At 72.4% G+C, this 19,567-nt stretch carries 17 protein-coding genes and 1 pseudogene; 8 read left to right on the plus strand and 10 right to left on the minus strand.

The genetic code is table 11. From position 1 onward, the window contains the following. Window positions 1-116: 116 nt before the first annotated feature. Together AB0D94_RS28930 and AB0D94_RS28935 are read right to left on the minus strand one after the other, a co-directional pair. Window positions 117-764 (minus strand): response regulator transcription factor, encoded by a 648-nt coding sequence (locus AB0D94_RS28930; protein WP_362057408.1) that lies wholly within the window; start codon window positions 762-764, stop codon window positions 117-119. After that, window positions 757-1,902: a GAF domain-containing sensor histidine kinase gene (locus AB0D94_RS28935; protein ID WP_362057411.1), complete on the minus strand. Its 1,146-nt coding sequence runs from the start codon at window positions 1,900-1,902 to the stop codon at window positions 757-759. Before AB0D94_RS28935 ends, AB0D94_RS28930 begins: the two co-directional genes overlap by 8 nt. A gap of 168 nt (window positions 1,903-2,070) precedes the next feature. On the opposite strand from AB0D94_RS28935, the pseudogene AB0D94_RS28940 reads away from it, so the two are divergent. The 3 genes and pseudogenes from AB0D94_RS28940 to AB0D94_RS28950 form a co-directional block, all read left to right on the plus strand. Continuing rightward, window positions 2,071-2,745 (plus strand): annotated as a pseudogene (locus AB0D94_RS28940) (SDR family oxidoreductase); the annotation flags it as partial. 239 nt (window positions 2,746-2,984) lie between these two features. Further along, a complete protein-coding gene (locus AB0D94_RS28945) occupies window positions 2,985-4,097 on the plus strand; it encodes an S-adenosylmethionine:tRNA ribosyltransferase-isomerase (RefSeq protein WP_362057507.1) in 1,113 nt (370 codons plus the stop codon). A 309-nt stretch (window positions 4,098-4,406) separates the two neighbouring features. Next, on the plus strand, window positions 4,407-5,063 hold the full coding sequence (locus tag AB0D94_RS28950) for a transglycosylase SLT domain-containing protein (protein ID WP_362057414.1): 657 nt from the start codon (window positions 4,407-4,409) through the stop codon (window positions 5,061-5,063). A gap of 113 nt (window positions 5,064-5,176) precedes the next feature. On the opposite strand, the gene AB0D94_RS28955 is transcribed toward AB0D94_RS28950, so the two are convergent. Then, window positions 5,177-7,774, minus strand: a complete 2,598-nt coding sequence (locus AB0D94_RS28955) for an FHA domain-containing protein (RefSeq protein WP_362057417.1) — start codon at window positions 7,772-7,774, stop codon at window positions 5,177-5,179. 296 nt (window positions 7,775-8,070) lie between these two features. Between AB0D94_RS28955 and AB0D94_RS28960 the strand changes: the two genes are divergently transcribed. Together AB0D94_RS28960 and serB are read left to right on the plus strand one after the other, a co-directional pair. Further along, a complete protein-coding gene (locus AB0D94_RS28960) occupies window positions 8,071-9,642 on the plus strand; it encodes a glycosyltransferase family 39 protein (protein WP_362057420.1) in 1,572 nt (523 codons plus the stop codon). Between the two features lie 114 nt (window positions 9,643-9,756). Then, window positions 9,757-10,956 (plus strand): phosphoserine phosphatase SerB, encoded by a 1,200-nt coding sequence (serB, locus tag AB0D94_RS28965; RefSeq protein ID WP_362057423.1) that lies wholly within the window; start codon window positions 9,757-9,759, stop codon window positions 10,954-10,956. A 111-nt stretch (window positions 10,957-11,067) separates the two neighbouring features. Here serB and AB0D94_RS28970 read toward each other — a convergent pair whose 3' ends face one another. The 4 genes from AB0D94_RS28970 to AB0D94_RS28985 form a co-directional block, all read right to left on the minus strand. Further along, window positions 11,068-11,589, minus strand: a complete 522-nt coding sequence (locus tag AB0D94_RS28970; protein WP_362057426.1) for a histidine phosphatase family protein — start codon at window positions 11,587-11,589, stop codon at window positions 11,068-11,070. A gap of 90 nt (window positions 11,590-11,679) precedes the next feature. Further along, window positions 11,680-11,895 (minus strand): hypothetical protein, encoded by a 216-nt coding sequence (locus AB0D94_RS28975; protein WP_362057429.1) that lies wholly within the window; start codon window positions 11,893-11,895, stop codon window positions 11,680-11,682. 152 nt (window positions 11,896-12,047) lie between these two features. Continuing rightward, window positions 12,048-12,167, minus strand: coding sequence for an SGM_5486 family transporter-associated protein (locus AB0D94_RS28980; protein WP_266937465.1), 120 nt, complete (start codon window positions 12,165-12,167; stop codon window positions 12,048-12,050). Window positions 12,168-12,172: 5 nt separating this feature from the next. Further along, window positions 12,173-13,492: an MFS transporter gene (locus AB0D94_RS28985; RefSeq protein ID WP_362057433.1), complete on the minus strand. Its 1,320-nt coding sequence runs from the start codon at window positions 13,490-13,492 to the stop codon at window positions 12,173-12,175. Between the two features lie 57 nt (window positions 13,493-13,549). Between AB0D94_RS28985 and AB0D94_RS28990 the strand changes: the two genes are divergently transcribed. Beyond that, window positions 13,550-14,218, plus strand: coding sequence for a FadR/GntR family transcriptional regulator (locus AB0D94_RS28990; protein WP_362057436.1), 669 nt, complete (start codon window positions 13,550-13,552; stop codon window positions 14,216-14,218). Between the two features lie 76 nt (window positions 14,219-14,294). On the opposite strand, the gene AB0D94_RS28995 is transcribed toward AB0D94_RS28990, so the two are convergent. The 3 genes from AB0D94_RS28995 to fabG all read right to left on the minus strand — a co-directional run bounded on the left by AB0D94_RS28995 (window position 14,295) and on the right by fabG (window position 16,432). Next, entirely contained in the window at window positions 14,295-14,723 is a 429-nt protein-coding gene (locus tag AB0D94_RS28995) for a hypothetical protein (RefSeq protein WP_362057439.1), read from the minus strand. A gap of 213 nt (window positions 14,724-14,936) precedes the next feature. Then, complete coding sequence (gene fabI, locus AB0D94_RS29000; RefSeq protein WP_362057442.1) at window positions 14,937-15,707, minus strand: enoyl-ACP reductase FabI; 771 nt, start codon at window positions 15,705-15,707, stop codon at window positions 14,937-14,939. A 5-nt stretch (window positions 15,708-15,712) separates the two neighbouring features. Beyond that, window positions 15,713-16,432 carry a 3-oxoacyl-[acyl-carrier-protein] reductase gene (fabG, locus tag AB0D94_RS29005; RefSeq protein ID WP_362057445.1) on the minus strand — a complete coding sequence of 240 codons (720 nt, stop codon included), beginning with the start codon at window positions 16,430-16,432 and terminating at the stop codon, window positions 15,713-15,715. Between the two features lie 185 nt (window positions 16,433-16,617). Here fabG and AB0D94_RS29010 point away from each other — a divergent pair, with 185 nt between their 5' ends. Together AB0D94_RS29010 and AB0D94_RS29015 are read left to right on the plus strand one after the other, a co-directional pair. Further along, window positions 16,618-18,141: a TldD/PmbA family protein gene (locus AB0D94_RS29010; RefSeq protein ID WP_362057448.1), complete on the plus strand. Its 1,524-nt coding sequence runs from the start codon at window positions 16,618-16,620 to the stop codon at window positions 18,139-18,141. Then, on the plus strand, window positions 18,138-19,541 hold the full coding sequence (locus AB0D94_RS29015) for a metallopeptidase TldD-related protein (protein WP_362057451.1): 1,404 nt from the start codon (window positions 18,138-18,140) through the stop codon (window positions 19,539-19,541). Before AB0D94_RS29010 ends, AB0D94_RS29015 begins: the two co-directional genes overlap by 4 nt. The last annotated feature ends 26 nt before the right edge of the window (window positions 19,542-19,567 follow it).

Raw genomic sequence — 19,567 nt, forward strand, 5'->3', positions numbered from 1 at the left:
CAGTACGTCTGCCGCGACCAGCCGTCGCGGCACGCCATGGAGAACGGCCGCCCCGCCCCCGGGATACGCCATGTGGGCGACATACACCCGACCGTATGAATCTCAGACCGGTCGGTTCACTCGGCGATTCCGTGCCTGACCGCCCACAACGCCGCCTGGGTGCGGTCCGCGAGGTCGAGCTTCATCAGGATGTTCGACACGTGCGTCTTGACCGTCTTCTCGGACAGGACCAGCGCCCGGGCGATCTCGCGGTTCGAGCGGCCGTCCGCGATGAGGGAGAGCACCTCCCGTTCCCGGTCGGTCAGGGAGCCGCTGCGGCCGGGCGAGGGGCTCCGGTCCTCCTGGGAGAGGAGTGCCACGGCCACCTCCGGCTGGAGGAGTACGTGGCCGGCGTGGACGGAGCGGATGGCCCGGGCCAGGGCCTCGGGGTCGATGTCCTTGTAGACGTATCCGGCGGCGCCCGCCCGCAGGGCCGGGACCACGGTCCGCTGCTCCGTGAAGCTGGTGACGATCAGCACCCGCGCCGGGTTCGCCAGCTCGCGCAGCCTGCGCAGTGCCTCGATGCCGTCGGTGCCCGGCATCTTGATGTCCATCAGGATCACGTCGGGCCGCAGCTCCTCGGCGCGGGCGATGCCCTCCTCGCCGTCGGCGGCCTCGCCGACCACCTCGATGTCGTCCTGGACCTCCAGGAAGGTGCGCAGGCCGCGCCGGACCACCTGGTGGTCGTCGACCAGCAGGACGCGGACGGGGGGTGTGTCAGCCACCCGGGACCTCCATCTCGATCGTGGTGCCCCTGCCGGGCTCCGAGTGCACCTCGAGCCGCCCGCCGACGCCGCCCGCGCGGTCCCGCATGGAGACCAGGCCCAGGTGGCGGCCCGCCCTGCGGACCGTACGGGGGTCGAAGCCCCGGCCCGGGTCGATGACCTTCAGTACGGCTCCGCCGGCGCGCGTCCGGGCCAGCGTGACCTCGACGCGGTCCGCGCCCGAGTGGCGCAGGGCGTTGTGGAGGGCCTCCTGGGCGACGCGCAGCAGCGCTTCCTCCTGGGCCGCGGGGAGGGCCCGTACGCCTTCGCAGGTGAAGGTGACGTGCGCGGTGTGGGCGCGGTCGAGCACCTGGACGTGGGTGCGGAGGGTGGCCACGAGACCGTCCTCGTCGAGCGCGGCCGGGCGCAGCTCGGTCACGGCGGCCCGCAGTTCGTCGGCGGCCTCCGCCGCGAGGGCGGCGACCTGCTGGAGTTCGTCCTTGGCGCGGGCCGGGTCGCGGTCCACCAGGGCGGCGGCGGCCTGGGCGGTGAGGCGGAGCGAGAAGAGCTTCTGGCTGACGGCGTCGTGCAGCTCGTGGGCGAGGCGGGAGCGTTCCTCGGTGATGGTGAGCTCGCGGCTGCGCTCGTAGAGCCGGGCGTTGGTGAGGGCGATCGCGGCGTGCTGGGCGAGGAGGGCCAGGAGTTCCTCGTCCTCCTCGGTGAACCCGCAGCCGGCTCCGGGGCGCGGGCAGCGCTTGTTGGCGAGGAAGAGGGCGCCGAGGGTCTCCTCGCCGTCCCGGACCGGCAGGCCGAGGAAGTCGGACATCTCCGGGTGGGCGGCGGGCCAGCCCTCGAAGCGCGGGTCCTTGCGCACGTCGGCCAGGCGCTCGGCGCCGTCCTGGTGGAGCATCGCGGCGAGGATGCCGTGCTGGCGGGGCAGCGGGCCGATGCGGCGCCACTGCTCCTCGGTGATGCCGTCCACGACGAACTGGGCGAAGCCCCCGTGGTCGTCGGGCACGCCCAGGGCCGCGTACTCGGCGTCCAGCAGCTCGCGGGCCGAGACCACGATCGTGCGCAGGACGTCGCGCACCTCCAGCGTGCGGCTCATGGCGAGCAGCGCGGTGCTGACGGCGGCCAGGCCGCTGCGGGGTCGGTGCATGGGCTCACCGTACCCGCGGGGGTCGGCCGCGGGATCGGGCCCGGGACGTAGGGCTGGGCGTAGGGCCAAGGGACCGCCCGGGGTGGGTCCTGCGGCCGAGGCGGCGGCGGGTGCCGGGTTCCTAGGTTGGGGGCATCTGCTGGGCGGGACGGAAGGCAAGGTGCGGTCATGGCGGTGGCGATGGTGACGGGGGCCTCGCGGGGGCTGGGCCGGGCGCTGGCCGGGGAGCTGGCGGCGCGCGGCTGGGACCTCGTACTGAGTGCGCGGGGTGAGCGGGCCCTGGAGGAGACGGCCCGGTCGGCGCGGGCGGCGGGGGTCAGGGTGAGCTCGCTGGCCGGGGACGTGTCCTCGCCGGAGCACCGGGCGGCCCTGGTGGGGGCGGCCGGGGAGCTGGGCGGGCTGGACCTGCTGGTGAACAACGCGGGAGTGCTGGGGGCGGAGCCGCTGGTGCCGCTGGCGGTGCACTCGCTGGACGGGCTGCGCGAGGCCTTCGAGGTCAACGTGGTGGGGCCGCTCGGGCTGATCCAGGAGGGGTTGCCGCTGCTGCGGGCCGCGGAGGCGGGGGCGGTGCTGAACATCAGCTCGGACGCGGCGGTCGTGGCGTACGAGACGTGGGGGGCGTACGGGGCGACGAAGGCGGCCGGGGATCTGATGTCGGGCGTGCTGGCGGTGGAGGAGCCGGGGCTGCGGGTGTGGTGGGCGGATCCGGGTTCGATGCGGACGCGGATGATGGCGGCGGCCGAGCCGGAGGAGGACCTGACGGGGATGCCGACGCCGGAGGAGGTGGCTCCGCTGCTGCTGCGGCTGGTGGCGGAGCGGCTGCCGAGCGGGCGGTACACGGCCGATCGCCTGGCGGCGGGCCGGGCGGACGAGGAGCGGGGCGGGGCCGGGGGCGGGGCCGGGGCCGGCGGCGATGGCGGCAGGCCGGACGCGGAACCCGGTGGGCCGGTCCCCGGGGTCGTCGGAACCGCCGGGGCCGAACCCGGCGGCACGGCGGGGGCCGAACCTCACGGCACGGCGGGGGGTGTGCGGTGAGGAGGCGGGCCGGGGGTGGCGGGGGTTCGGCTCTACCGGAGAAGGGACTGTATATAACGGACATTCCGCCAGGCCTTTCGGCCCGGGTGCCCGCCGAGCAGCGCGGGCCGGGACTGGGGCGGGACGCGGTGCGGCTGCTGGTCTCCCGGGGCAGTGAGCGGGTGTCGCTGCACGCCTTCCGCGAGCTGCCGCGGCTGCTGCGGGCCGGGGACGTCCTGGTGGTGAACACCTCGGCCACGCTGGCGGCCGCCGTGGACGGGCGGCTGGGCGGCGAGGACGTGGTGGTGCACTTCTCGACGCGGGGTGACGGGGAGTACCCGGGGGCGGAGTCCGGGGAGGGTCGCTGGGCGGTGGAACTGCGGGACCCGGTCGGGCGGGGGACGACCGGGCCGCGCGCCAACGGGCCCGCCGGGGCGGTGGTGGAGCTGCCCGGCGGGCACCGGCTCCTGCTGGAGGAGCCCCTGGCGGCCGGGGCGGACCGGCTGTGGTGGGCGCGGCCCCTCGGACCCGCGGGGCCCGGCGGCGCGGCGCGGGCGGACGTACCGGGGCTCCTGCAGGCGTACGGGCGGCCGATCCGGTACGCGTACACGGAGCGGGACCAGCCGCTGTCGGCGTACCGGACGGTGTTCGCGGTGCCGGGCGCCGACGGGGCGGGGTCCGCGGAGATGCCGAGCGCGGCGCGGCCCTTCACCGCGGAGCTGGTGGCGCGGCTGGTGAGCGGCGGGGTGCAGTTCGCGCCGCTGACCCTGCACACGGGGGTGGCCTCGCAGGAGGCGCACGAGCCGCCGTACCCGGAGCGGTACGAGGTGCCCGCGACGACGGCGTGGCTGGTGAACGCCGCCAGGGCCGCGGGCGGGAGGGTGATCGCGGTGGGGACCACGGCGGTACGGGCGCTGGAGTCGGCCGCGGACGGGGCCGGGGTGGTGCGGGCGGCCGGGGGCTGGACGGATCTGGTGGTGACGCCGGAGCGCGGGGTGCGGGTGGTGGACGGGCTGCTGACCGGGCTGCACGAGCCCGGGGCGTCCCATCTGCTGATGCTGGAGGCGGTCGCCGGGCGTGCCGCGGTACGCCGTGGGTATGCGGAGGCGGTGGCCCGGCTCTGCCTCTGGCACGAGTTCGGGGACGTCCATCTGCTACTCAAGGATGAGACCGGTGACTGATTGAATTGCTGTAGCAACTCATGGTGAGACTGTTACGTGCCCGATGTGAGCCCGCGCATAGGACGCACGTCACTTACGAAGACGCCTAGTGGACAGGTAAAGGTCCCGTCAGCACGGGCGGGCGTAGCGCCGAGGCCGGAATTCCGGCCTCGGCGCCGGTGCGTGATCCACTAAGCGGGATCGTAGGTCACACCTTTGCCAGGCGATTTTGCCGCCGCTAAGAATTGCTCCCGTCGCACAGCGCCGCGGATCCCCGGATCCTCGCGGCGCCTTCCTGCGGCCCCCGCTATTCGAAGAGGTTGCCCCGCCATGTCTGCTTCCAGCACTCCCGGTCACAGTCGTCTGACGAAGGCACACAAGCTGTCCCTTGCCGGTGTCGCCACGCTCAGTGCCGCCGCCGTCGCCTTCTCCCTGGTCCCGTCCGGCGCCGCAGAGGCCCAGACGGTCGCCATCGCCCCCGTCGCCTGGACCCAGGCCATCGAGGGCGCGCAGACGAAGGCCGTACAGCAGCACCTCTCCGTGCAGCAGGTCGTCGCCGCCAAGAAGGCGACGGACGCCGAGAAGGCCAAGGCCGAGACCGCGGCGAAGAAGGCCCGCGAGCAGAAGGCTGCCGCGAGCCGTTCCGCCGCCCGCACCCCCGTCTTCGCGAACAACCTGGACGGCTGGATCAAGGAAGCCCTCTTCATCATGAAGAAGGAGGGCATTCCGGGCACCTACGCCGGTATCCACAAGAACATCATGCGTGAGTCCAGCGGTAACCCGATGGCGATCAACAACTGGGACATCAACGCCCAGAACGGCATCCCCAGCAAGGGTCTGCTCCAGGTCATCCTCCCGACCTTCAAGGCGTACCACGTCAAGGGCACCAAGTTCGACCAGTACGACCCGGTCGCCAACATCGTCGCCGCCTGCAACTACGCGGCCGACCGCTACGGCTCGATGGACAACGTCAACAGCGCGTACTGAGCCTGTGGCGATCTGACCCCCCACGCGCCTCAGGGCGGCCCCCGGACTTCCGGTGGCCGCCCTGAGGCGTTCCTGCGTGGTGCGCGGCGCGGTGTCGCACGCCGTGCGCGGTTCTACTTGCGCATGACCTCGGGCTCGTGGCGGCGCAGCAGGCGCGCCACCAGGAAGCCGCAGGCGATGCCCATGACGAGCAGGACGGTGATGTCCAGGCTCCACTGGCCGACCGTGGCGTCCCAGAGCGGGTCGGTGTTGGTCGGGTTCTCGCGGTCCCACGGCGGCATGAGCACGCCGAGGTTCAGCGTGGTGCCCGCGGCGGCGACGGCCCAGCGGGACGGCATCAGCCAGGCGAACTGCTCCAGGCCCGGGGAGTCGTACACCTGGAACAGGATGCCGGTGAAGACGACCTGGACGATCGCGAACATGACCAGCAGCGGCATGGTCTTCTCGGAGGTCTTCACCAGCGAGGAGATCACGAGGCCGAACATCATCGAGGTGAAGCCGAGCGCCGTGACCGACAGGCAGAGCTCGACGGCCGGCGGCATGAGCAGGCCCTCGGCGGGCAGGTCGCGCGGGAAGAAGCCGATCCCGCAGATGATCACGGCCTGGACGGCGGTGATCAGGCCGAGGACGATCACCTTCGACATGAGGTACGCCGACCGGGACAGGCCGGTCGCGCGCTCACGTTCGTAGATCACCCGTTCCTTGATCAGTTCGCGGACCGAGTTCGCGGCGCCCGAGAAGCACATGCCGACGCAGATGATCAGCATGATCGTGCCGGCGTCGCCGTTGAAGTTGGACGGCGGCTTCGGGGGCGCGAGGCCGAACGTCGCCGGGATGACCGTGGAGACCACCCCCAGGACGGCCGGGAGGATCAGCATCAGGGCCATGAAGCCCTTGTCGGACGCGATCACCGACAGGTAGCGGAACATCAGCGTGAACAGCTGGGAGCCCCAGGCCTGCGGCTTCGGCGGGTTCATCTGCTGCGGGGTCGGCATCGCGACGGACTGCGGGGCGACGGCGTCGATGTCGGCGGCGTACAGCTGGTAGTGCTGGGAGCCCTTCCAGCGGCCGGCCCAGTCGTAGTCGCGGTAGTTCTCGAAGGCCGAGAAGACGTCCGCCCACGTGGTGTAGCCGAAGAAGTTCAGCGCCTCGTCCGGCGGGCCGAAGTAGGCGACGGAACCGCCCGGGGCCATGACCAGCAGCTTGTCGCAGATGGCCAGCTCGGCGACCGAGTGCGTGACGACGAGGACCGTGCGGCCGTCGTCGGCGAGGCCGCGCAGCAGCTGCATGACGTCGCGGTCCATGCCCGGGTCGAGGCCGGAGGTGGGCTCGTCCAGGAAGATCAGCGACGGCTTGGTGAGCAGCTCCAGCGCCACGGACACGCGCTTGCGCTGACCGCCCGAGAGCGCGGTGATCTTCTTGTCCTTGTGGATGTCGAGCTTGAGCTCGCGCAGCACCTCGTCGATACGGGCGGCCCGCTCGGACTCGGCGGTGTCGCCGGGGAAGCGGAGCTTGGCCGCGTACTTGAGGGCCGTGCGGACCCGCAGCTCCTTGTGCAGGATGTCGTCCTGCGGGACCAGGCCGATGCGCTGGCGGAGCTCCGCGAACTGCTTGTACAGGTTGCGGTTGTCGTACAGGACGTCGCCCTGGTTGGCGGGCCGGTAGCCGGTCAGCGCCTTGAGCAGGGTCGACTTGCCGGAACCGGAGGGTCCGATGACGCCGATGAGCGACTTCTCCGGGACGCCGAAGGTGACGTCCTTGAGGATCTGCTTGCCGCCGTCGACCGTGACCGTGAGGTGGCGGGCCGAGAAGGAGACCTCGCCGGTGTCGACGAACTCCTCGAGGCGGTCGCCGACGATCCGGAACGTCGAGTGGCCGACGCCGACGATGTCGTTCGGGCCGAGCAGGACGGTGCCGGACTTGGGCAGCGGCTGGCCGTTGACGTACGTGCCGTTGTGGCTGCCGAGGTCGTGGATCTCGAAGCGGCCGCCGGGCATCGAGCGGAACTCGGCGTGGTGGCGGGAGACCTGGAGGTCGGAGACGACCAGCTCGTTCTCCAGCGCACGGCCGATGCGCATGACGTGGCCCAGCGACAGCTGGTGGAACGTGGTCGGGCTGCGGTCGTTGTAGCCGGGTGCCGCGCCCTGCGCCGGGTGGGAGGCGGCGGGGCCGCCGCCCTGCTGGTGCGGGACGTGCGCCTGCGGCTGCTGCTGCTGCTGCGGAGCCTGCTGCTGCCAGGCCTGCTGGGGCTGCTGTTGCTGCGCCTGCTGCTGCGGGGCCTGGTAGGCCGGGGCCTGAGGCTGTGCGTACGCCTGCGCGTGCTGGGGCTGCTGGGCCGCCGCCTGCGCGGGCGCCGCCGCCCCGACGGGATTCAGCCGCGGGCCGTCGGTCGCGTTGCCCAGGAAGACCGGCGTGCCGGGCACGAGTTCGGCCTGCTGGACCCGAGCCCCGTGCAGGTACGTGCCGTTGGTGCTGCCGTGGTCCTCAATGCCCCAACCACGGCCGTTCCAGCTGATGGTGGCGTGTCGCCACGACACCCGTGCGTCATCGATCACCACATCGCCCTGGGGGTCTCGCCCCAGGGAGTACGACCTGGACGGATCAAGCGTCCAGGTCCGTCCGTTCAATTCCAGTACGAGTTCCGGCACTCCAGCCCCACTTAAGTCCCCCGAGAATCCCCCTGCGTCAGGGAGTCTAGGGATGGCGAACATCGGGGGGAACTATTTCAGGCCCGCGGCCACAAGTGGAATCCGGGCCTGTCCGGCTGTCCGTGGCGGCGTGTCGGCGGGGGCCGAAAGCCGCCCGGAGAGTGTGATAAAGGGACGTCTCGCCCGCACGCCGTGACGGCCGGGGCCGGCACGATCGGAGCCGCGAGCGGGCCGGCGTCCTACAGGATTTCCCTCACAGTGGGGCGTCCCGGGTCCGCACCCGCACCCCGGCCCCGGCAGAATGGCTGTCCGACACCTCCGCTTCCGCCGCGCCGCCCGGCACCACCTCCAGGACTGCAATGACGCGTACAGATCACGCCGCGACGGCCGAGACCGAGCGACCGGCCCAGCCGCTCGGCCCTCGCAGCGCCGCCCGCAGAGCGCGGCGGGCCATCCGGCGCCGGCCGATATCCGGGCTGGTCTGGCTGCTGCCCGTACTGGCGACCCTGGCCACCGGGCTGTTCCGGATCAGCACCCCTGTGCTCTGGCACGACGAGCTGGCCACCCTCACGGTGGTCCGGCGGCCCACCGGCGCGCTGCTGGACATGCTCCACAGCGTGGACGCCGTACACGGCGCCTACTACCTGCTGCTGCACTACTGGATCGGTTTCTTCGGCGAATCCCCGGCGACGCTCCGACTGCCCACCGTGCTGGCCATGGCCGCGGCGGCGGGCTGTGTGGCCCTGGCGGGCAGGCGGATGTTCGGCGCGCGGGCCGGGATCACCGCCGGCCTGGTGTTCGCGCTGATCCCGGCCGTCACCCGATACGGGCAGGAGGCCCGGTCCTACGCCCTCGTGGTGCTGGTCGCCGCGGCGGCGCTGCTTCTGCTGCTGCGGGCGCTGGAGCGGCCGGGGCCGGTGCGCTGGTCCTTCTACGCGGTGTCGGTGGCGGCCGCCGGCTACCTCCACCTCGTGTCCCTGGTCTTCCTCGGCGCGCACGCCTTCGGAGTGGCGCTGTACTGGTGGAAGGACCGCGGCAACCGGCGGATCCCGATCGGCTTCGCCGTGGCGGCCGCCCTCGGCGTGGCCTCGACGTACCCGCTGATCAGGCTCGGCGGCGGGCAGGCCGGGCGCCAGATCAGCTGGATCCCCCGGCCGCGGCTGAGCGACCTGGCCGGCATCTGGCCGCAGGTCTTCTCCAGCACCGCGCTGGCCGCCGCGCTGTTCCTGGCCGCGGCCCTGGCCTGGGGCGGCGACCGCAAGCGGTCGGCCCTCTTCGGCACCGTCTCGGCCGTGCTCCCCGTGGTCGCGATCTGGGTGATCTCTCAGCGGGGCGACGTCTCCTACTTCATGCCGAAGTACCTGTTCTTCGTGCTGCCCGCCTGGGCCGTGATGGCCGGGGCCGGGATCGCCCTGGTGCGCGTACGCGGCGTGGTGGCGGCGCTGCTGGTGCTGGCGGTGATGGTCCTCCCGGACCACGTCACGATGCACCGCCCGCTCTCGCACGCCGCGTACACCTACCCCGAGCCGGCCCCCTTCGCACCGCTGGACTACCGGGCGGCGGCCGGGGTCGTCGCCGCCGGCTACCGGCCGGGCGACGCGGTGGCGTACGGGCAGCAGGGGGACCAGGTGTGGTGGGGCGTGGACACCGGCGTCCAGTACTACCTGCCCCCGCACATCAAGCCGCGCGACGTCCTGCTCGACAAGACCGGCGAGCAGCGCGACGACCTGTGGCCCTCGCTGGTCGGCGACCCGTCCGCCGCGCTGGACGCCACCCGGCCGCCGCGGATCTGGCTGGTCTCCAAGGACGACGGCGGCGACCCCTTCAGCACCGTCCTGCCCCAGCACGCCAAGGCCCTTCAGGACCGCTACACCCAGACCAGCTTCCAGCAGGTCTCGGGCCTCTCGGTCGCCCTGCTCGTACGCCGCTGAGGCCGGCCGCGGGCGCGGACCGCGCCCGCGGCCGTACGCCCCCGGGCGACGCCGGTCCCGGAGGGTGGGACGGGGGTCCTGGCCCGCGGGCGGGGAAGATACGGTGAGAGCACCATGAGCGCTTCGCAGACCTCCGACGCCCCCACTCTCCTCGTCAAGATCTTCGGCAAGGACCGTCCCGGGATCACCGCCGGGCTGTTCGACACCCTCGCCGCCTACTCCGTCGACGTCGTCGACATCGAACAGGTCGTGACCCGGGGCCGCATAGTGCTGTGCGCCCTGGTCACCCAGCCCGCCCCCGGTACCGAGGGCTCGCTGCGGGCCACCGTCCACAGCTGGGCCGAGTCACTCAAGATGCAGGCCGAGATCCTCTCCGGTACGGGTGACAACCGCCCGCGCGGCAGCGGCCGCTCGCACGTCACCGTGCTCGGGCACCCGCTCACCGCCGAGTCCACGGCGGCCATCGCCGCCCGGATCACCTCGGCCGGCGGCAACATCGACCGCATCTTCCGGCTCGCGAAGTACCCGGTGACGGCCGTGGAGTTCGCCGTCTCCGGCGTCGAGACGGAACCGCTGCGCACCGCGCTGGCCACCGAGGCCGCGCACATCGGCGTGGACGTGGCCGTGGTCTCGGCCGGGCTGCACCGCAGGGCCCAGCGGCTGGTCGTCATGGACGTGGACTCGACGCTGATCCAGGACGAGGTCATCGAGCTGTTCGCCGCCCACGCGGGCTGCGAGGCCGAGGTCGCGGAGGTCACCGGGCGGGCCATGCGCGGCGAGCTGGACTTCGAGCAGTCGCTGCACGCCCGTGTGGCGCTGCTGGCGGGGCTGGACGCCTCGGTGGTGGACAAGGTCCGCTCCGAGGTGCAGCTGACCCCCGGTGCCCGGACCCTGATCCGCACGCTGAAGCGGCTGGGCTACCAGGTCGGTGTGGTCTCCGGCGGGTTCACGCAGGTCACGGACGATCTGCGGGAGCGGCTGGGGCTGGACTTCGCCTCCGCCAACACCTTGGAGATCGTCGACGGGAAGCTGACCGGCCGGGTCACCGGCGAGATCGTGGACCGGGCGGGCAAGGCCCGGCTGCTGCGGCGCTTCGCCGCGGAGGCCGGGGTACCGCTGGCCCAGACGGTGGCGATCGGCGACGGGGCCAACGACCTGGACATGCTGAACGCGGCCGGGCTGGGCGTGGCCTTCAATGCGAAGCCGGTGGTCCGCGAGGCCGCGCACACCGCGGTGAACGTGCCGTTCCTGGACGCGGTGCTGTACCTGCTCGGCATCACCCGTGAAGAGGTCGAGGCCGCCGACCTGGCGTGAGCGCGGGCGAAGACACGTACGGGCCCCGGCGGGCAGGACTGCTGCCGGGGCCCGTACGCGTGTCAGCGGCCGGCGCTGGGGGGTCAGCGCCGGGTGGATCAGCGCTGGGGGTCAGTGGTCCTTGGGGGTCCAGAAGTCCAGCAGCGTGCCGACCCCGTGTTCCAGGGACTTCCACGAGCCGGTGAAGGAGACGACGGCGAGGGCCGCGGTCGGGAATCCCGTGCGGCTCATCCGCGCCAGGGTGTCGCCTTCGGCGCGCCCGGAGAGGGCGTCGGCGAGGGCGTGCATGCCCGGGTTGTGGCCGATGACGAGGAGGTCCGCGACGTCTTCGGAGGTCTCGTTCAGCAGGGCGATGAGCTCGCCCAGCGAGGCGTCGTACAGCCGCTCCTCGTACGAGGTCTTCGGCCGGTGCGGCATCTCCTGGACGGCGAGCTTCCAGGTCTCGCGGGTGCGGGCGGCGGTGGAGCAGAGGGCCAGGTCGAAGGCGATGCCGGTCTCGGCGAGCTTCAGACCGACGGCCGGGGCGTCCTTGCGGCCTCGCTCGGCCAGCGGGCGGTCGTGATCGGCCACCTGCGGCCAGTCGGCCTTGGCGTGCCGGAGGAGGGCGATCCTGCGGGGTGTGTCGGCGCTCATGGCTCCCAGCTTCGCATGAAACGGGCCATGGGGCGCAGGGCGTTGGAGGGCCGCCGCCCGGTGCTGGGGCGCACCCCGGCGCACGCGGGATCAGCCGACGGCGCGCAGCAGCTGCTGGGTGACGTGGATCAGACCGGTGGCCTCCCCGGCAGCCGCGTGGGCCTCGGCGGACCCGGCGAGGAGGAGCAGGAGGAGGCCGAATCCGAGGGCGGGCAGGGCCAGCGCCCACCAGTGCAGACGGGCGTCGGCGCCGGTGCCCGCGCGGGGGCCGGCGGGGAGGGACCGGGAGTGCGTGGGGGCCGACATGGCCGCCTCCGTGGGTGTGCGGGCCGGAGCGGGATCGTTCTCTTCGAATCTATGGATCCGAAGGAGCGGTTCCCATCCGGGGCGCACCCCACTTCACCCTGAGCCTGGCCCCCTAGGGGGTGGTGGGGCTAGCCCTACCGGCGGCGGGTGTGTCAGGGGGAGGCGATCGTCGCGATGACGGCGATGATCACGGTCACGGCGAGCATCGCGCCGAGGACGAGGCCGAACTTCTTGCGGCCGTCCTGGGGGTTCGGTTCGAGTACGGGCGACATGTCCCTCAGTCTCGCATGCCGCATTCATCCTCGATGGTGCGGTCCCGGCCCGCCAGGATGCCCAGCGCGATCTGCGGGACCAGGAGTCCGGCCATCAGGGCGAGCGGCAGGTCCCAGCCGCCGCTGTGCTGGTAGAGGGTGCCGATGAGCAGCGGCCCGGGGATGGAGATGAGGTAGCCGGTGCACTGGGCGAAGGCGGAGAGCTTGACGACTCCGGCCGGGGACTTGGCGCGCAGTCCGATCAGGGTGATGACGAGCGGGAAGGCGCAGTTGGAGACGCCGAGCAGGAGGGCCCAGGCCCAGGCGCCGGCGGCCGGGGCGAGGTAGAGGCCGAGGTAGCCGACGAGTCCGAAGAGGCCGAGGGCGGCGGCGATGGCGCCCTGGTTCTTCATCCGGCCGGCCAGGCCCGGGATGACGAAGGCGAGCGGGACGCCCATGACCATGGTGACGGCGAGCAGCACGCCGGAGGTGGAGGCGGAGACCCCGGCGTCGCGGAAGATCTGCGGGAGCCATCCCATGGTGATGTAGGCGCCGGTGGCCTGGAGGCCGAAGTAGCAGGCCAGGGCCCAGGCGGTGCGGCTGCGGACGATCTTCGGGCCCGCGTCGGCGCGTACGGAGCCCGGTACGGCGCCGCGTGCCGCCGCCTCCTGTGCGGCGGCGGCCCGCTCGGCGCGGCGGGAGGCGCGGGCGATGGGCAGCCAGGGCAGTACGGCGGCCAGGGCGAGCACGGCCCAGACGAGCAGGCCGGTACGCCAGCTGCCGCCCAGGGCGGCGGTCATCGGGACGGTCGCGGCGGCGGCGAGCGAGGTGCCGGCGGCCAGGGCCATGGAGTACAGGCCGGTCATCGTGCCCACGCGGTCCGGGAAGTAGCGCTTGACGATGACCGGGAGGAGGACGTTGGTGACGGCTATGCCGGCCAGGGAGAGGGCGCTGGCGGCGAGGAAGGCCGGGGCGCTGTCGGCGAAGGGCCGGATCAGCAGGCCGGTGGCGACGGCGGCCATGCCGGCGCAGACGACGGCGGCGGGGCCGAAGCGGCGCGAGAGCCGGGGCGCGGTGACGCCGAAGACGGCGAAGCAGAGGGCGGGGACGGAGGTGATGAGTCCGGCGACGGTGCCGCTCATGCCGAGGCCCGTGCGGGTCTCCTCGAAGAGGGCGCCGAGGCTGGTGATGGCGGGCCGCAGGTTGAGGGCGGCCAGCACGATTCCGACGATGAGCACCGGGCCGAGCCACGTGGGGGTGACGTGGGCGGAGGAGGAAAAGCGCTGGTCGGCGCGGGTGCGGGCGACCGGCGGGCGGCTCATGGTCTGGATTTCTTCGTCGGACATTCAACCATCATAGAATCATGGGATGATTGGTTGTCCAATTGCTCTTGAGAGGAACCCATGCCGCTGACCTCGCCACGGCGCTCCGCCCTCGTCGACCAGGTGATCGCCCAGCTGCGGAACCAGATCACCTCCGGCGAGTGGCCGGTCGGTTCCCGCATCCCCACCGAGCCGGAGCTGGTGGAGCTGCTGGGCGTCGCCCGCAACACGGTGCGCGAGGCCGTCCGGGCCCTCGCGCACAACGGGCTCCTCGACATCCGGCAGGGTTCGGGCACCTACGTACTGGCCACCAGCGAGCTGGCCGGGGTGATGCACCGCCGCTTCGCCGGAGCCGAGCCGCGGCACATCGCGGAGCTGCGCTCGACGCTGGAGTCCTCGGCGGCCCGGCTGGCGGCGGAGCGGCGGACCGCGCGGGACCTCGTACAGCTGGACGCGCTGCTGGCGCGGCGCGAGGAGGCCTGGGCGAGCGGGGACGCGGAACTGTTCGTGGCGGCGGACGTGAGCCTGCACATGGCCGTGGTGACGGCCTCGCACAACGACGTGCTGATCGAGCTGTACGCGGACCTCGGGGACCTGGTGGCCGACTGGCTGCGGGCGGACGTCGGGGCGGAACTGGACCCCGCCGCCCATCTGGACCACTCCCGGCTGATCGAGGCGATCCGGCGGGGGGACGGGGACGCGGCGGCCTCGGAGGCGGCGGGCTACCCGTTCGCCTGCCTCGGCAAGTGAGCGGCCGCGGAGACGGGCACGGGGGCGGACGCGGAAACGGGCACGGCCGTGGACATGGACGCGGACGCGGACGCGGTCAGGACCGCCGGTGGCTGACCCAGGCGGAGCGGACTTCCTTCCAGCAGCGGCCGGCGAGGGCCACCCGCCCGGCCGGGCCTACGGCCACGGGAGCGGCGTCCCCGTCCACGTCCCACCAGCGGTCGCACTCCACGTGCAGGGTCACCAGGTCGGTCTCGGGATAGCTGTTGTGGCAGTACGCCGTCACCTGTGACCCGTTGATCTCGGTGTCGCAGTCCGCACCGAAGAGTTCCCGCTCGGTGCCGGGCGGGGGCCGTACGGGTGGTTCGGCGGGGATCTCCGCGAGGTCGACCACCGCCGGGGCGGCCTCCGGGCCGTGTGCGGTCTCGTCCCCCACGGGCTGCGCGGCTGCCCCGGGGACCAGGAGCCCGGTCAGGATCACCGAGGTGACCAGCAGCGATACCGCTCGGCTCGGTCTCGCGCGCACTCCTACCTCCTCCCCGCAGGAGCCGGGAAGATCCCGACTTGGACAGTTTGCAGGCATCTGTCCCGGTTTTCGACTCGGGAAGATCCGGTCAGACGCCGCACATCTGAACGAGTGCGCGGGCCCGGCCCGCGAAGGGCCCGCCCCGCGGAAACGGCGACGGCCGCGCCTCCCGGAAGGGGAAGCGCGGCCGTCGCCGTACGGATGCGGGAGCCGTCAGGCACCCATCGCGTGCAGACCGCCGTCCACGTGGACGATCTCGCCGGTGGTCTTCGGGAACCAGTCCGAGAGCAGCGCGACGACGCCGCGGCCGGCCGGCTCCGGGTCGCTCATGTCCCACTCCAGCATCGAGCGGGAGTTCCAGACCTCCGCCAGCTCGCCGAAGCCCGGGATGGACTTGGCGGCCATGGAGCCGATCGGACCGGCCGAGACCAGGTTGCAGCGGATGTTCTCCTTGCCCAGGTCGCGGGCGAGGTAGCGGCTGGTGGCCTCCAGCGCGGCCTTGGCCGGGCCCATCCAGTCGTACTGCGGCCAGGCGAACTGCGCGTCGAAGGTGAGGCCGACGACGGCCGCGCCCTCGTGCGGGAACAGCGGCTTGCACGCCATGGTCAGCGACTTCAGCGAGAACGCCGAGACGTGCATGGCCGTGGCCACCGACTCGAACGGCGTGTTCAGGAAGTTGCCGCCGAGGGCGTCCTGCGGGGCGAAGCCGATGGAGTGGACGACCCCGTCGAGGCCGCCGAGCTCGTCGCGGACGAGCTGCTCCAGGCGGGCCAGGTGCTCGTCGTTGGTGACGTCGAGCTCGATCACCTTCGCCGGCTTGGGCAGCTTGCGCGCGATGCGCTCGGTCAGCGTCGGCCGCGGGAACGCTGTGAGGATGACCTCGGCGCCCTGCTCCTGGGCCAGCTTGGCCGTGTGGAACGCGATGGACGACTCCATCAGCACACCCGTGATGAGGACGCGCTTGCCCTCGAGAATTCCGCTCATGGTGATCAGTGACCCATGCCCAATCCGCCGTCAACGGGAATGACGGCTCCGGTGATGTACGCGGCGTCGTCGGACGCCAGGAAGCTGACGGCTGCCGCGATCTCCTCGGGCTGCGCGTAGCGCGCGAGCGGCACCTGGGCCACGATGCCCGCGCGCTGCTCGTCGGTGAGCCCCTTCGTCATGTCGGTGTCCACGAAGCCGGGGGCGACGACGTTGAAGGTGATGTTGCGGGAGCCCAGCTCCCGGGCGAGCGACCGGGCGAAGCCGACCAGTGCCGCCTTGGAGGCGGCGTAGTTGGCCTGCCCCGCCGAACCGAGCAGCCCGACGACCGAGGAGATCAGGACGACGCGGCCCTTCTTGGCACGGAGCATGCCACGGTTCGCGCGCTTGACCACCCGGAAGGTGCCGGTGAGGTTGGTGTCGACGACCGAGGCGAAGTCCTCCTCGGACATCCGCATCAGCAGCGTGTCCTTGGTGATGCCGGCGTTGGCCACCAGCACCTCGACCGCGCCGTGCTTGTCCTCGATCTCCTTGTAGGCCTGCTCCACCTGCTCGGAGTCGGTGATGTCGCAGCGGACCGCCAGGACGCCCAGGGAGGTCAGCGCCTCCGGCGGCTCGCCCGACCGGTACGTGATGGCGACCTTGTCTCCGGCCTCCGCGAAGGCACGGGCGATGGCGAGGCCGATGCCCCGGTTTCCTCCGGTGACGAGAACCGAGCGGCTCAACGGATCACCCTTTCGCTCAGCGGTGTGAATACCAAAAACCTATAGGTCGCACCGCCCGTACGGAGAATCGGGCTCCGACAGGGCCTTGCGACGGGCTCTGTCGAGTCCCTACAGAAAGAGGTAGGCACAAGAGCCCCGAGCGCGACATGATCGAGGCGACCGGCCCCGACCCCGGGAGGACTTCCGTGGCCCATTCCATCGACGCGGCATTCACCGCGCTGCCCCTGCGGGCGCTCGCCGACGCGGCGCTCGCCCGGGCGCGCGCGCTGGGCGCCGATCATGCCGACTTCCGGCTGGAGCGCATTCGCAACGCCTCCTGGCGGCTCCGTGACGCCAAGCCCTCCGGCGGCTCCGACACCACCGACCTCGGGTACGCGGTCCGCGTGGTGCACGGAGGCAGTTGGGGCTTCGCCTCCGGAGTGGACCTGACCATGGACGCTGCCGCCAAGGTCGCCTCGCAGGCCGTGGCCATGGCGAAGCTGTCCGCCCAGGTGATCAAGGCGGCCGGCTCCGACGAGCGGGTCGAGCTCGCCGAGGAGCCGGTGCACTCCGACCGGACCTGGATCTCCGCCTACGAGGTGAACCCCTTCGAGGTCCCGGACGCGGAGAAGGCCGCGCTGCTCGCCGACTGGAGCGCCCGGCTGCTGGCGGCCGACGGGGTCGCGCACGTGGACGCCTCGCTGCTCGCCGTGCACGAGAACAAGTTCTACGCCGACAGCTCGGGCACCTCGACCACGCAGCAGCGCGTCCGCATCCACCCGCAGCTCACCGCGGTCGCCGTGAACGGCACGACCGGCGAGTTCGACTCGATGCGCACCATCGCCCCGCCCGCCGGCCGCGGCTGGGAGTACCTGACCGGCACCGGCTGGGACTGGGACGCCGAGCTGGAGCAGATCCCGGGCCTGCTCGCCGAGAAGATGCGGGCGCCGAGCGTGCAGGCCGGGCGCTACGACCTGGTCGTGGACCCCTCGAACCTGTGGCTCACCATCCACGAGTCCATCGGCCACGCCACCGAGCTCGACCGGGCGCTGGGCTACGAGGCGGCGTACGCGGGAACCTCCTTCGCCACCTTCGACCAGCTGGGCACGCTCAAGTACGGCTCCCCGATCATGAACGTGACGGGTGACCGCACCGCCGAGCACGGCCTGGCCACCGTCGGTTTCGACGACGAGGGCGTCGAGGCGCAGAGCTGGGACCTGGTCAAGGACGGCACCCTGGTCGGCTACCAGCTCGACCGGCGGATCGCGAAGCTGACCGGACTCGGCCGCTCCAACGGCTGTGCCTACGCCGACTCCCCCGGGCACGTCCCGGTGCAGCGGATGGCGAACGTCTCGCTCCAGCCGGATCCGGGCGGCCTCTCGACGGAGGACCTGATCGGCGGGGTGGAGCGCGGGATCTACGTGGTCGGCGACCGCTCCTGGTCGATCGACATGCAGCGCTACAACTTCCAGTTCACCGGGCAGCGGTTCTTCCGCATCGAGAACGGCAAGCTGGCCGGTCAGCTGCGCGACGTCGCCTACCAGGCCACGACCACCGAGTTCTGGGGCTCGATGGAGAAGCTCGGCGGCCCGCAGACCTACGTCCTGGGCGGCGCCTTCAACTGCGGGAAGGCCCAGCCGGGCCAGGTGGCGTCGGTCTCGCACGGCTGCCCGTCCGCGCTGTTCCGCGACGTGAACATCTTGAACACCACGCAGGAGGCCGGCCGATGAGCACGCTTTCGAACGGACGCACCAAGCCCCACGAGATCGTCGAGCGGGCGCTGGAACTGTCCACCGCCGACGGCTGCGTCGTCATCGCCGACGAGGAGTCCACCGCCAACCTGCGCTGGGCGGGCAACGCGCTCACCACGAACGGCGTCACCCGCGGCCGGACCCTGACGGTCATCGCCACGGTCGACGGCAAGGAGGGCACGGCCTCGGGGGTCGTCTCGCGCTCCGCCGTCACCGCGGCGGACCTGGAGCCGCTGGTACGGGCCGCCGAGGCGGCCGCGCGCGGGGCCGGTCCGGCGGAGGACGCCCAGCCGCTGGTGACCGGCACCCCGGACTCCCCGGACTTCACCGACGCCCCCGCCGAGACCACCTCGGCGGTGTTCGCGGACTTCGCCCCGGCCCTCGGCGAGGCCTTCGCCCGGGCCCGCGCGGGCGGCCGGGAGCTGTACGGCTTCGCCAACCACGAGCTGGTCTCCACGTACGTCGGCACCTCCACGGGCCTGCGGCTGCGCCACGACCAGCCGAACGGCACCCTGGAGCTCAACGCCAAGTCCCCGGACCGGCAGCGCTCGGCCTGGGCGGGCCGCTCGACCCGGGACTTCAAGGACGTGGACCCGACGGTCCTGGACGCGGAGCTCGCCGTACGCCTGGGCTGGGCGGAGCGGAAGATCGAGCTGCCCGCCGGGCGGTACGAGACCCTGCTGCCGCCGACCGCCGTGGCCGACCTGCTCATCTACCAGATGTGGTCGGCGGCGGCCCGGGACGCGGTGGAGGGCCGGACGGTCTTCTCCAAGCCCGGCGGCGGCACCCGGCTCGGCGAGAAGCTCTCCGAGCTCCCGCTGACCCTGCGCAGCGACCCGAACGCGCCCGGGCTGGAGACGGCGCCGTTCGTGATCGCCCACAGCTCCGGCGACGACGCGTCCGTCTTCGACAACGGCCTGCCGGTCCCGGCGACCGAGTGGATCCGCGACGGCGAGCTGGCCCGGCTGACCACGACCCGGCACACGGCGGGCCTGACCGGCATGCAGCTGTCCCCCGGCTTCGGGAACCTGATCCTCGACGCGGGCGGCGAGAAGTCCCTGGAGGAGATGGTCGCCGGTACGGAGCGGGGTCTGCTGCTGACCTGCCTCTGGTACATCCGCGAGGTCGATCCGGCCACCCTGCTGCTGACGGGGCTGACCCGGGACGGCGTCTACCTGGTGGAGAACGGGCAGGTCGTGGGCGAGGTGAACAACTTCCGGTTCAACGAGTCCCCGGTGGACCTGCTGTCGCGGGCCTCGGAGGCCGGGCGGACCGAGAAGACCCTGCCGCGCGAGTGGAGCGACTGGTTCACCAGGGCCGCGATGCCCGCGCTGCGCATCCCGGACTTCAACATGAGCTCGGTCAGCAAGGGTGTCTGACCCACCTAGACTGAGTCACCGGAGTG

Source organism: Streptomyces sp. NPDC048255 (assembly GCF_040652415.1).
Classification (GTDB): Bacteria; Actinomycetota; Actinomycetes; order Streptomycetales; family Streptomycetaceae; genus Streptomyces.

What these genes read in the sequence shown, in the direction of transcription:
- AB0D94_RS28975 (WP_362057429.1), bottom strand. Translation starts at nt 11,895, where the DNA reads ATGTCGGCCCCCACGCACTCCCGGTCCCTCCCCGCCGGCCCCCGCGCG.
- fabI (WP_362057442.1), bottom strand. Translation starts at nt 15,707, where the DNA reads ATGAGCGGAATTCTCGAGGGCAAGCGCGTCCTCATCACGGGTGTGCTG.
- AB0D94_RS28970 (WP_362057426.1), bottom strand. Translation starts at nt 11,589, where the DNA reads ATGAGCGCCGACACACCCCGCAGGATCGCCCTCCTCCGGCACGCCAAG.
- AB0D94_RS28990 (WP_362057436.1), top strand. Translation starts at nt 13,550, where the DNA reads ATGCCGCTGACCTCGCCACGGCGCTCCGCCCTCGTCGACCAGGTGATC.
- AB0D94_RS28985 (WP_362057433.1), bottom strand. Translation starts at nt 13,492, where the DNA reads ATGTCCGACGAAGAAATCCAGACCATGAGCCGCCCGCCGGTCGCCCGC.
- AB0D94_RS28980 (WP_266937465.1), bottom strand. Translation starts at nt 12,167, where the DNA reads ATGTCGCCCGTACTCGAACCGAACCCCCAGGACGGCCGCAAGAAGTTC.
- serB (WP_362057423.1), top strand. Translation starts at nt 9,757, where the DNA reads ATGAGCGCTTCGCAGACCTCCGACGCCCCCACTCTCCTCGTCAAGATC.
- AB0D94_RS28950 (WP_362057414.1), top strand. Translation starts at nt 4,407, where the DNA reads ATGTCTGCTTCCAGCACTCCCGGTCACAGTCGTCTGACGAAGGCACAC.
- AB0D94_RS28955 (WP_362057417.1), bottom strand. Translation starts at nt 7,774, where the DNA reads ATGTTCGCCATCCCTAGACTCCCTGACGCAGGGGGATTCTCGGGGGAC.
- AB0D94_RS29015 (WP_362057451.1), top strand. Translation starts at nt 18,138, where the DNA reads ATGAGCACGCTTTCGAACGGACGCACCAAGCCCCACGAGATCGTCGAG.
- AB0D94_RS28960 (WP_362057420.1), top strand. Translation starts at nt 8,071, where the DNA reads ATGACGCGTACAGATCACGCCGCGACGGCCGAGACCGAGCGACCGGCC.
- AB0D94_RS28935 (WP_362057411.1), bottom strand. Translation starts at nt 1,902, where the DNA reads ATGCACCGACCCCGCAGCGGCCTGGCCGCCGTCAGCACCGCGCTGCTC.